Below are 12249 nucleotides of genomic sequence, written 5' to 3'. Positions count from 1 at the left end.
TCAGCGCATCCGCAAATCCGCGGCCGTTCTGCGTGTGTTTATTTGAAGCGATCGTCGACCGTCTTCTCGAGTCGCTCGGCCTTCATCTTCTCGTAGTGGTTCTCCGCCGAGATGGCCGGCACGGCATCGTCGGGAGTCGCCATGATCTCTTTGACGAGCTTGTTGTAGAGCTCCTTGTCCTCGGTGAGCACCGCGTAGTTCTCGGCCATCAGCACTTTGGTGGCCAGGTAGTTGGGCGCGATCTCGAGGGTCTTGTCGAAGTGCTTTTTGGCCTTGGCGGCGTCCTTGCTGAACGGGACTTTGGTCCAGTAGACCGCGAAGTAGCGGTGGCAGGCGCCGTAGTAGAAGTCTTCATCCTTCTCGCAGATGAACTCCATGGTCGCCTTGATGTCGTCTTTGCGGGCCAGGATGGTGGCGATGCCCTCGAGCAGCGCCCACTTGCCCAGGTTGGTGGCGTACCAGTACAGGCCGGGGATGGCGGCCTCGTCGGCCTTTTTGACGTGGTTCATCCACGCGTCGCCCTGAGCGACCTTTTTGGCGAAGTCCGGGTCGCGCAGTTTGATGGCGTTCTCGGCTGCGGTCACACCTTTCTCGAAGGTGTTCATCATCTTTTCTTCGTTGGCGCTCTCGTCGTCGCCCTCGAGGCGGATGTGCGAGTCGGCCAGGAAGTAGTAGGCGCGTGCCAATCGCTCGTACGCTTCGGCCTTTTTGTCGGTCTTTTCCTGCTCGCTCAGCCCGGCCGCATCCATGTTGACCGCTTTCTCCCACAGGGAGATGGCCTTCTCGAGCTCCTTGCGGTCTTTGCGGTTCTGCCAGTGGGACTCGGCTTTCTCGAGCGTCTGGAGGAAATCGCCCTGGACCTTGGTTTGCTTGCCCTGGTCACCATCTTTGAAGGCCGACTTGCGGTCGGCGGCGCAACCGCTGGCAAGCGACAGCGCTACAAGACAAACGACCATCGACGTAACGATGCCAGAGGCACGGTTCACAATACTCATCTACCACTCCTAAGCCGTGGGGGAGTTGGGGTTTCTTGTTTCAAAATGATGTTTGAAACCATAGTCCATTCGTTTGTCACGGTAAAGACTCGCGTTTATAGGAGAAGCGGGCGCCACGAGCGCGCACCGAAGTGATGTAGACGCGAACCATTGGCTGCCTTATGGTCACGCCAACTGCCGTCGTGAGTGACCGAGATGTCCGTCAATCAGACCCAAATCGAGATGCTGCGCAAGTTGCTCCGCCACGGGGCGACCGAGCGCGTGGTGCGCATCCTCGAGCGGTTTCGCCCCGCCGAGATCGCCGATTTGTACGGCTATCTGAGCCCGGCCGAGCAAAAGCAGCTCACCACGGTGCTCTTCGAGCGCCAGCTCGCCGCCGAGACGCTCAGCGAGCTGCCCGAGCACATCCTGGTCGAGCTGCTGAGCAACCTGGGCGATGGGCGCATCAGCCAGATTATCAACCGCCTGGCGCCCGATGATGCTGTCTTCGTCGTCTCCAAGCTGGACGACGAGCGAGTCGAAAAAATTCTAAACGGCCTCACGCCCCTGCAGCGCGAGCGCATCGAGCACCTGCGCGCTTACCCCGCCGAGTCGGCCGGTCAGTTGATGACCAGCGAGATGATTCGCATCCAGGAGGATGTGTGCGCCGACGAGGCCATCGACATCATCCGCAGCCTGGGGTCGACCAGCGAGTTCATCTTCTACATCTACGTGGTCAACGAGACGGGCACGTTCTTGGGCGTGGTGCCGCTTCGCCGGCTCATCGTCGCCAGCCCCGATTGCCCGGTCAAAGACCTGATGGTGCCCGACCCCATCGCCGTGTACGCCACCGACGACCAGGAAGACGTGGCCGACATCACCGCGCGCTACGACCTGCTGGCCGTGCCGGTGGTCGACGACAACTTCAAGCTGTTGGGCGTGGTCACCGTTGACGATATCCTCGACGTCCTCCAAGAGGAGGCGACCGAGGACATGTACCTGATGCAGGGCCTCTCCGAGGAAGACCGCGTCTACGCGCCGGTGACCCACTCGGTCAAAAAGCGCTTCCCGTGGATGATCCTCAACCTGTTGACCGCCTTTTTGGCGGCCTATGTCGTCGGGCTCTTCGAAAAGTCGATCTCGGAGGTCGTCGTCCTGGCCACCTTCATGCCGGTGGTCGCCGGCATGGGCGGAAACGGCGGTACCCAGACGCTCACCGTCGTCACGCGCGGCATCGCGCTGGGCGAGCTCGACTATAACGACGGGATGTCGGCGGTGCTCAAGCAGGTGGGCATCGGCATCATCGTGGGCGCAGGCATCGGCCTGCTCACCGGGCTGGTCGCCTGGGCGTGGAAGGGCATGCCCTTTTTGGGGCTCGTCTTGTTCCTGTCGATGCTCGTCAACATGTCGATTGCGGGCCTGGCCGGCGCAGCCGTCCCGTTGATGCTCAAGGCGCTCCGCATGGACCCGGCCATGGGAAGCGGAGTGCTCGTGACCACCTTTACTGACGTCTCCGGGTTTCTGGCCTTTTTGGGGCTGGCAACCGTCTTCATCGAATATCTGGTCTGACTATGCACACCACACTTCCGACGCAAGCCCGCGTCGACATCACCCCGTTCGAACTCTCCGAAGGCCTCGTCGGCCTCGTCGAAGGCGTCCACGCCATCATGTCCTACGTGCTCGCCGACGAAATGCCCGACGCGCTCGCCCTCGACGAGCTGCTGGCCGTGTCGGCGGTCGCCTTCAAAAACTACGTCTACGAGCCCGAGTACAATCAGCTCGAAGACCCCAAAGCCTTCTCGGCGCTCGGCGAGCTCATCTGCAACTACGGGCCCTTCGAGTCGCTCAGCTACTACTCGGGCTGGGACGTCAAAGAGTTCAACGGCATCGGCCGCAACGACTTCTGGAAGCTCTTGCAATTCGAGATCGCCAGCGGACGCCCGGTGGTGACCCTGGGCGCCGGCGGGCCGCTGGGGCCGGTGCTCGTCGTCGGCTACCGCTTCGAGCCCCGCGAGCAGACCCTCGAGGTCATCCGCGCGGGCAGCCGCGAGATCGCCACGGTCGACGTGACCGGGCTGCAGGACTTCCAGGGCGACGACCCCTCCTTCAACAACTGGATGCTCATCGCCCGGCCGGGCGAGGCGCCCGAGTGGGCCTCGTCGCACACCCGCCAGCGCCAACGCGTGTTGCGCTGGGTCGCCAAGCACGCTCGCCAGCACAAAGAGTTCAGCCAGGAGACCCGCGACAATTACGCCCCCGGCCTGCGCGGCTTCGAGTCCTTCTTGGGACTCCTCGACAGCTTCGGCGAGAAGGACACCGACTGGCGGGAGGGCGACCCCTTCCGCCGCTGGGTCCTCGCCCACATCGATGGGCTGGTGCGCGCCCGCCACGCCGCCGCTCGCCGCCTGCCGGTCTGGTCGGCCGACTTCCTGTCGGGCTCGGACCTCGACCTCGACGCCCGCCAGGCCGTCGAAGAGGCGCTCGGCCAGGCCGCCGATGCTTACGAGGAGGTCGCCGAGCACCTGGTGAGCTGGCGAGAGGGCCGGCAAGAGGGCGGGGCGCTTACGCGCGACGATTTGCAGGAGTTGTGGCGCACCTATACGAAGGCGTGCGCGGCCGAGGAGAGCGCCGTCGAGGGGCTCGAGGCGGCGCTAAAGCACCTGCCGAAGGGATTTTAGCGCTTCAACCACCCAGACGCCCCCAACAAAACGACCCCCAAATCTGCGATTTGGGGGTCGTGTTATGGTGCGTGGTTTTGGAACCGAATTGCCGCTCGCGTCGAGTTCGGAGGCAGCGCTTCCAGCGCTGGTCGAGGCCAGCGCAGAGCCGAGAAGCACGGTGTCTGCCACCATTTCGGGGCTCGGAGCGCAGTACGCTCCGTCCGTGATCGTGATCGGCTGTGTGACCGCTGACAACTGCAACAGCCGACCACGGCCACGGCTACGGCTACGACCACGGCCACGACCACGACCACGACCACGACCACGACCACGGCTACGGCTACGGCTACGACCACGACCACGACCACGGCTACGACCACGGCTACGACCACGACCACGATTACGGGGGCAGTTGACCGAGAAGTACGATGTCTGAAACCGTTCGCGGCTCGACCACGTTCGGGGGCCGTCTCGGCCCCCGAACGTGGTCGACTCACCTTCGAGCGAAAGAGCCCGACTGAACGAGGAGCCCCAGCCCAGAAACACGGGGGCTGACCCCGTTTCCTCGCTTCAACCACCCAAACGCCCCAACAAAACGACCCCCAAATTGTCGTTTGTCTGCCCAAATAGCGCCGCGGCCTTGCAAGGTGTTCGTATCGAACATTCTGCAGAGCCCGAACGTCTATTTGAGCGGACAAACTACGATTTGGGGGTCGTGTTAACGAGCGTGGTTCTGGAGCCGAACTGCCGATCGCGTCGAGTTCGGAGGCAGCGCTTCCAGCGCTGGTCGAGGCCAGCGCAGAGCCGCATGGAATGGGCTTCGTCGGGGAACGTGGTTCCGTGCCCTCAGCGGCCTCACGGCCTCAACGCCTCCGCCACCTCCAACCACTCCAGCATCGCCTCGGGCTCACCGCCGCGCACGGCGCGGTCGAGTATGGCGGCGATGACGCGGCGTTCGAGGTCGTCGCCGACCGATTCGCCGTGGTCGAGGGCGCGGCGTGCGGCCTGGGCGGCGGCGTCGGGGAGGTCGTGGGTGAGTAGGTTGGCGGCGAGGGCCCACCATCCGTAGCCCGGGGTGGCGGCCTTGGGGAGCCAGCGGGTGAGGATTTCCTTGGTGGAGGCTTCGATGCGTCGCACCGTCGTCGGGTCGACGTCTTCGTCGTCGCGAAGCTCGCGCAGCAAGGGGAGGACGTGCGGCCAGAGCAGGGCGATGGGGCCGAGCGCGCCCAGATTGCGTTTCGCAGGCCCGCGTTTGCGGAAGAGTCCCTCGAGCTCACCCAACGCGGTGGCCAGCTTGGGGGCGTCCGCTCGGACGGCGGGCTCGAGGACCTCGAGGACCTTGGCCGCCACGGGGAACGCGTTGCGGACGCGCTCGACCGTGCCTTCGTCGAGGCCGGTGTGCTCGCCGTCGGCCACCAGATCGCTCGCGGCCCGGCAAAACGCGATCTGGGCGCGCTCGGCGTCGGTGGCGTCGTCGCCGTAGGATTGCGCCAAGATATCGGCCGCCTCGCCGGCCTGGGTGGCCGGCGCCGAGGCGATGCCTTCGAGGTGGGAGCGAAGCTTGAGCTCCTTGGCCTGGCCGCCGAGTGCGTCGGCGAGGGCCTCGAAGCGGTCGATTTCGAGGGGTTGGAGCTCGATGGGGGCGCAGTCGAGTAGGTATGCGGCGGTGTCGGTCGTGTCGCGCGCGGGTTTTTGGTCGGGATCGGCGTCTTGCTCGGCGACGGCGAGCACGGCGTCGGCGGCACGCACGCGGTCGAGCCAAAAGGGGCTGTGGGCCATGCCGACGGCGTACCAGAGGCGGTCGGGTCGGTCGAAGTGGGCCGGGTCGACCTCGCGCATCAGCTCCCGGCCGCGCTCGCGTCCCGTCCCCGTGCGAAGCCTCAGGGCGCCGGCCCGAAGCAGGGCGCGCTCCTTCGTCGCCGGCATGTCGAGGGCGTCGGCGAGTTGGGCGGCCTGCTCGAAGTCGGCGGCGACCTCGGCGGTGTCGACGTTGTGGCCGTGGATCTGGGCGTTGCGCTCGGCGAAATGCGCCGTGGCGTAGCTCCCCAGGGGGCAGCTCGGGTAGAGGGCGGTGACCAGGCGGCCGAGCCTGTGGCCGGCGTCGTAGCGGCCGCGTCGATCGGCTTCGTCGAAGGCCTCCTGCAACTCCCAGGGCATCGACTGGCGGTCTTTCGCGTGTTTGGGACCGGGCCAGGCGCGCTCGGCGAAGCCTTCGAAGAGCGGCGTGAGCGCGGCGACGTTCGAGCCGCGCACGGCGTACCAGGCGGCCGCGACGAGCAACTCACACCACGCCTCGCGGGGGACGTCCCAGGTGCTCAACTTCTCGGCGAGCTTCTCGAGCGACTCCACCGCGCGCGACCACTCGCCGTGCTCGGCGGCGCGTTGGGCGGTGGTCAGCGCGAACGAGATGCGCGCGTTGGCCACGACCCCGTCGATCTCGTTCTCGAGGGTGGCAAATGTGGGCGTCGTCGCCATCGAAGTGTCTGTGTCGGCAATCGGGCTCATCGGCGCACCAGTCCCAGAGTGGGCAGTTCGTCGACGCGCTTTTCGAGGCGCGCCAAGATTTCGGCCAAGCGGGCGAGCTTGGGCTTGAGCTCGCCGGGGTTGTCTTGCGGGTCGAGCTCGTACAGGGGCTCTTCGACGTTGTCCTCGAGCTCGGCCTGGATATGCATGATCTCGCGGCGCTGCAGCTTGGCGGTCTCGGGGTTGCCGGCGAGCGCGAACTCGTCGAGCGTCTCTTTGAGTTCCTCGATGCGTCGGCTCAGCCCCAGATACAGCCGTTGGACGTACTCGGGCGTGTTCGTGGCGGTGAAGCGATACTCCTCCTGGGCAAGGCTCTCCCAGGTCGCCTGGACCTGATCGAAGACCTGACTCCACGCCTTTTGATCTTTGGCGCGCCAGGCGGCGTCGGCGTTGGCCTCGACCTCGCTCAGGTGGGCGCGCCAGTCGTCGAGCGTGCGGCCCAGGGGCTGGCTGTCGTCGCCGCGGTAGACCACGCGCTTGATGGCGTTGAGCAGCGTCTGGAAGCGCGAGTAGGCCGGCGTCAGCTCGACGTCGCGGGTGCGATAATCCTCGAGCTCGCCCTCGAGCCGGCGCACGAGCACCTGCAGCTTGTCGGGGTCGGTGCGCGCGGTCTCGCGGATGCCGGCCAGGAGCGAGTCGACCTTCTTGGCGTACAGCTTTGCCTCGAGGCCCCACAGCTTTTCGCGCACTTCTTCGGCCGCATCGAGGAGATCCTCGATCTCGGCCCAGTCGCGCATCTTTCGCTCGGGCGGCGGCTCGATCTGCGCCCAAAAGGTCTGCCCGCGGATTTCGCCGGTGGCGACCATCGTCATCGACTCGTCGACTTTGACCGTCAGGTCGACCGGCGTGCCCACCTCGGTGTCGTGGGGCACGTCCAAGTGAATCGTGCGAATCGGGTAGCGGTTCTGGAACAGCCTCAACAAGACCGCGCCGGACTTGTCGGCGGTGTAGAACTGGAAGCTTCGCTCGGCGGGCAAGCTCGTGCCGCGCTCGAGGAGCTTGAAGCGCTCGGCGGCGCCGTCGCTGGCGACCTCCAAGTAGATGTCCTTGGCGAGCACCGTCGGGTTCGACAGCGCGCTGCCGGTGGGCCGGTAGGGCGCCTCGGCGTCGAGTCGCTTCAAGAAGATCTCGAAGGAGACGAGGTCGTCGCCGTTGTCGTCGCAGAAGTCGAGGGTGAAGTCGTGGCGGCTGGGATCACCCAGCTCGACGGCGTCGAATTCGAAGTCGAGGCTTGTCTGGTCGTCCTCGTCCGTGCGCTCGCGCACTCGGGTAACGGCGCTCACCGTACCGCCCGGTCCGATGAGCGCGGCGGAGTGAATGCCGTTCGGTAGGTCGCCTTCGAGGCGGCCGACGACGTGGGTCGAGCTCTGGCGGGTCGACAGCGGTGAGGTGAGCGTCAGCCGTCGCGTCGCGTCGTCTTCGCGTTCGATCCAGGTCACGCCCGACAGGTTGGCGGCGTGGATGGCCGCGCCCAGCCCCACGCAGGTGTCGGGCTCGTCGATGAGCGGGCGTTCGGCGCGCGCGCCGTCCTCGCCGTCCTTGCCGCCACACAGAGCCTCAGACACCTTGCGCTGCACGAGCGGGACGTGCGTCGAGCCGCCCACCAGCAGCACGTAGTCGATGTCAGACAGGCCGATTTCGGCCTGCTCACGGGATTGGTCGAGCGCGCGTTCGCACGCCTCGATCGACTGGTCGATGAGGTCTTCGATGAGCTCCTCGAACTCCTCGCGGCCCACCTCCATGTCGAGGGTGACCGGCTGGCCGGCCTGGTCTTCGAACAGGTCGCGGCGGCCGACGTACTGGAACTCGCTGGTGGTCAGCGCCTCTTTGACCTCGCGGGCCACGCGCTCGAGCAGCGTAAACCGCACGCGGTCGTCGTCGTTGTTGGCCACGTCGAGGTCGAGCTCGTAGCCCTGGTCGACCAGGTGCTTTCGAAACATCTCGGCGAGCCGGCGGTCGAAGTCGTCGCCGCCCAGGTAGTTGTCGCCGTCGATGGCGAGCACCTGATACTCGCCCATCAGCGAGCGGATAATGGAGACGTCGAAGGTGCCGCCGCCCAGGTCGTACACCAAGAAGTTGCCGTCGCCGATGCCGTGCTTCCAGGCGTAGTACATCGCCGCGGCGGTCGGCTCCTGGAGCAGGCCGAGCACTTCGAGCCCGGCGAGCTCGCCTGCGCGCTTGGTCGCCTCGATCTGCGGGGCGTCGAAGTAGGCGGGCACGGTGACCACCGCGCGGCTGACCTCCAGCTTGTGCGTGTCTTGGTAGGCGTCGACCTTATCGCCGAGAAACGCGCGCATGTCGCCCACGAGGCTCTCCAAGATCTTCGAGGAGACCTCCTCGGGGAGCATCTCGTGGGGGCCGAGCGCGACGCGCTGCTGGGTACCCATCTTGCGCTTGATCGAAGCCACCGGCTGCGGCTCCATGACCCGCCGATTCCACGCCTCGTAGCCGGTGATGAAATCCTCCTTTTGAGGCTCCCAGCCGACCATCGACGGAAAGGTCTTTCGACGGAGCCGATCCTGATACAAGAGCAGGTCGTCGCCTTCGGGCCGAAGCAGGGCGATGGCGCTGTTGGTGGTGCCGAGATCGATGCCGACGGGTCGGTCTATCATGGTTTTTGGTTCTTGGTTCTTGGTTCTTGGTTTCGGGCCGATCGACCTTCCTCTGCCATCGATGTGAAGCCTGACTCGGGGCGGACGGTCTCCGGGGGCGCGGAGGGGCAGCCGAAGGCCAGGAGCGTGTCGGAGACGGTGGCTTCGAGGGGCGGCGGGTCGCGCCGGTCGACCAGCGGCGGCACGCGCCCGCGCAACTCGTCGATGGGCTCGGCGGGCGTTTCGTCGCTGCGTGGGTGGGCGAGGAAGGCCCACTTGACGCGCTCTGAGTCCTTGAGGGTGAGCTTTCGCCACAGCGCGCGGACCTCGTCGCGCTCGTCGGGCGGCAGGCGCTGGGCGAGCCGGCGCAGGCGCTCGGTGAGCTGCTCCGGGGTCATCGTTGGGTCGACGCCGAGCCGGTCGAACGGGTTTTGTGCGTCGCGTTCATCGCTCATGGTTGGTCACCATTGCAGTCCATTTATTCGGCCTCGAGCGAGGTGCCCAGTCGCTCGGCTTCGGCCACGATTTCGTGGCGGTACTCGGCGATGGTTTCGTTCGACGGGAACAGCGCCTCGGCGTCGTCGAGCAACTCGGTGGCGCTCTCGAAGACCGTGCCGACGCGATCGGAGGCGCCGGGCAACAGCTTGAGCGCCGCGGGCATCATGCGAATGCGAAGCAACAGATCGCTGACCTCGCGCAGTTTCTCGTACGACAGCATCATCGAGGCGTTGCGGTGGCCCGGGCACATCTCGAGCGCACGCTCGAAGTGTTTCTCGCGGCGCGCGCCCGAGCTTTGCTGCTCGCCTTGAAAGACCAAGAAGTCCGCGCAGGTCGAGTTGTGGCCGAAGGCCTCGCCGCTGTCGATAAACCCGCACAATTGCTCGTTGAAGGGGCTGGCGAGCACGAGCAACTCGCTCATCAAGTCGTCGGCGTCGTCCACTTCGAGTTTGCGCAGCTTCCAGCCGATGTCGACCGCGGCGCCGACGACGCGTGCGGCGATGCGCGCGTCGATGGGCACGATGGTGCACACCTCGCGGATCCACTGGAACGGATAGACGACGGCCTCGGCGTCATCCTCGGACAGGTCGACGGCGTCCATCATCGCGTCGAATCGACCGACGAGCTTGTTTCGCAGCCGGATGCAGGCTTGGTCGACCTGATCGCGCAGGCACGACAGCGCCGGGTGCTCGGCCGAGGACTCGTCGAGCTTTTTCTGCAGGGTCTCGAGCGCCTCCCACCCAAAGATGGCGCGGCGGCGGTCGAAGTCGTCGCCGTCGCGAGCGCCGTCGAGTCGAAACGCTTCGACGAGTTCGGCCTCACGTGTGTCGAGCAGGCGAAGCAACAGAGTCTGTCGGACGTGGTCCTGCTTGGCCGATAACGTCTCGAGAAGATCGTCGACATAATCGGAGGCGAAGACCCTGAGCCACGCATCGATGCACTCGCCCCAGGCGTAGCGTGCGACCTCCATGTCCTGTTGGGCGACCAGATCGTTGCAGAAGCGCTCGAAGAGCAGGGCGTGGTGGTGGTCGGTGCGCGGCGAGAAGCCCGCCTCGACGGCGCGGCGCCAGGCGTCGGGGAAGGCGCGCGGCCGGTCGAGTTGTGGCTCGAGGACCTCCCAGCCGGCGTCTCGACGCAGCGAGGCGATCCAGTCGCGCAGCAGGCGAGCGTCGTCGGGGCGCGCAGCGCATCGCTCCAAAGAGAGCCGCGCGACCAGCTTGGGGACAAGCTCGTCGGCTCGAAGCGCGTTGAGCAGCGCGCGGTGATGTCGGGTCCAGTGCTCCACCGATCTTCCTCGTCAGCCGTGAGCGCGACTCGAAGACTTGTTGGCTCGAAAACAGATATCGTACAGCAGTCGCTCCATGACCGTTCGGTCATCGAGTCCGCTCGACTTGAGCGCGGTGTCGACCTCCAGCAGCCGGCCGCGAATCGCTTCGATGTCGCGCGGGGAGAACTTCGACGCGTGGCGTTGGTAGTCCTTCAAAAAGTAGGGGACCACACCCACGGCGCGCGCCTTGTTGTTGCGGCTCTCGTTTCGCACCGACGGGTCGTGCAGCTTGGCGACGATGCGGAAATGCCGGGCGATCATCGCCAGGATGCGAAGCGGCGGCTCACCGTTGAGCAGCATGCTGTCCAAGATCTTGAGCGCCTCCTCGAATTTGCGATCTCCCAAGGCGTCGGTCAGGTCGAAGACCGAGCGCACCTTCGTGTCGGCGACGACCTCGCGCACCACGTCGTCGTCGACGTGGCGCGGCGATTGGTCGGACTGGCCGACGTACAAATCGAGCTTGTCCATCGCCTTGTCGAGCGAGGCGAGGTCGGTGCCGACCGCCTCGATGAGGTAGGCGGTCGCCGCCGGCGTCAGCCGCAGATCGCGCCGGCCGGCCTGCTTGTGCAGGATCTCGCCGACTTCGTTCTCGTAGAGGCTCGCAAACTCGCAGCTTACGCCTGCCTTCTTGAGCTTTTTGACGATCGACTTGCGCCCGTCGAGCTTCTTCTGCGCGGTGCGCGCGTGGACGATCAGGCAGGTCGTGGGCGACGGGTCGTCCAGATACGAGCCGAGCTGCTCGAGCTCGGACATCGGCAGCTCTTGGGCGTCGCGAACGACGACCAGCCGGCGCTCGACCATCATCGGCAGCATCTCACAAGCCGACACAATCGACTCGCCGCTGGTGTTGCGGCCGTGGAACGAGTCGAAGTTGAAGTCGTTGGTTCCGCCGGGGGCGGCGTGCTCGATGATCGCGTCGACCGCCTCGTCGAGCATGTAGGTTTCTTCACCCCACACAAAATAGACGGGGGCGGGCTCGCTCTTCTTGAGCTTCCGAAAGAAGTTACGTGCGCTGTCGAGTTTCTTTCCCATGATTCACTTCGTCGAGCCCATTAGTTTACGTCAGCGAGGCGGCGTCGAGAGCACTACCAGTTAGCACAAAAGAGCGAGCGATTCACTCGGTGGTAAGACCACGACGCACAATCGTATCGGCGACCGCCTCGAGCGCGTCGAGCGCGGCCGCTTCTTGGATTTGGGCGTGGCCCGCCACGAGAGCCGTCGCTCCCGGGCCGGTCGAGGCGGTGTAGCGCCCGTTCGCCTCGATGTCGTCGACGGACGCGTCCGCCCGGGCGACGTGGCAGCGGACTGTCGCCCGACCAAAGAGGGTCTCGTTGAAGCTCTCGACCTCGCTCTGAGAGACGGAGCAGCGAATCGACACGCCTCGTGCGTCGGCTTGCCACCGCGCGGCCTGGCCTCGCCTCTCGAGCGCGCCGACCAAGGCACGAGTCAGTCGGGCGGAGTCGATGCCTTCGTCGGCCGGCGCTGCAATCGTCCACACCGAGACAACCGAGTCTGAAACAACCGAGTTGGCCCGATTGTGCCCCGGGGCCTTCGCCTCGGCGAAGCCGTAGTGGCCGCAGCCGGCGCAGAGCACCAGCAGCCCGAGCAGGATCGCGCTTCGCCATCTCAATAGGGCGCCCCGAGAGTGTGCGTTCATCAAACTATGCGTCAACCGT

Annotated in this window: 9 protein-coding genes; 2 read left to right on the top strand and 7 right to left on the bottom strand. The window is 65.7% G+C overall.

Annotated elements, in window-relative coordinates; genetic code table 11:
- Positions 1–38: 38 nt before the first annotated feature.
- A complete protein-coding gene (locus FIV42_RS02555; protein ID WP_141196156.1) occupies positions 39–995 on the bottom strand; it encodes a TRAP transporter TatT component family protein in 957 nt (318 codons plus the stop codon).
- Between the two features lie 195 nt (positions 996–1190).
- On the opposite strand from FIV42_RS02555, the gene mgtE reads away from it, so the two are divergent.
- Together mgtE and FIV42_RS02545 are read left to right on the top strand one after the other, a co-directional pair.
- Positions 1191–2543: a magnesium transporter gene (mgtE, locus tag FIV42_RS02550; RefSeq protein ID WP_141196155.1), complete on the top strand. Its 1353-nt coding sequence runs from the start codon at positions 1191–1193 to the stop codon at positions 2541–2543.
- Between the two features lie 2 nt (positions 2544–2545).
- A complete protein-coding gene (locus FIV42_RS02545) occupies positions 2546–3652 on the top strand; it encodes a hypothetical protein (protein ID WP_141196154.1) in 1107 nt (368 codons plus the stop codon).
- A gap of 837 nt (positions 3653–4489) precedes the next feature.
- Here FIV42_RS02545 and FIV42_RS02535 read toward each other — a convergent pair.
- The 6 genes from FIV42_RS02535 to FIV42_RS02510 all read right to left on the bottom strand — a co-directional run bounded on the left by FIV42_RS02535 (position 4490) and on the right by FIV42_RS02510 (position 12230).
- Positions 4490–6139, bottom strand: a complete 1650-nt coding sequence (locus FIV42_RS02535) for a hypothetical protein (protein ID WP_141196153.1) — start codon at positions 6137–6139, stop codon at positions 4490–4492.
- Positions 6136–8769 (bottom strand): Hsp70 family protein, encoded by a 2634-nt coding sequence (locus FIV42_RS02530; protein ID WP_141196152.1) that lies wholly within the window; start codon positions 8767–8769, stop codon positions 6136–6138. The genes FIV42_RS02535 and FIV42_RS02530 overlap by 4 nt, the downstream gene beginning before the upstream one ends.
- Positions 8766–9203 (bottom strand): J domain-containing protein, encoded by a 438-nt coding sequence (locus FIV42_RS02525; RefSeq protein WP_141196151.1) that lies wholly within the window; start codon positions 9201–9203, stop codon positions 8766–8768. The genes FIV42_RS02530 and FIV42_RS02525 overlap by 4 nt, the downstream gene beginning before the upstream one ends.
- Before the next feature lie 23 nt (positions 9204–9226).
- Entirely contained in the window at positions 9227–10531 is a 1305-nt protein-coding gene (locus tag FIV42_RS02520) for a hypothetical protein (RefSeq protein WP_141196150.1), read from the bottom strand.
- Between the two features lie 12 nt (positions 10532–10543).
- Positions 10544–11605, bottom strand: a complete 1062-nt coding sequence (gene holA / locus FIV42_RS02515) for a DNA polymerase III subunit delta (RefSeq protein ID WP_141196149.1) — start codon at positions 11603–11605, stop codon at positions 10544–10546.
- Positions 11606–11687: 82 nt separating this feature from the next.
- Entirely contained in the window at positions 11688–12230 is a 543-nt protein-coding gene (locus FIV42_RS02510; protein WP_141196148.1) for a hypothetical protein, read from the bottom strand.
- Between the last annotated feature and the right edge of the window lie 19 nt (positions 12231–12249).

Source organism: Persicimonas caeni (assembly GCF_006517175.1).
Taxonomy (GTDB): Bacteria; Myxococcota_A; Bradymonadia; order Bradymonadales; family Bradymonadaceae; genus Persicimonas; species Persicimonas caeni.
The sequence above is the reverse complement of the archived record's forward strand: the minus strand, read 5'-3'. Positions and strand labels throughout refer to the sequence as shown.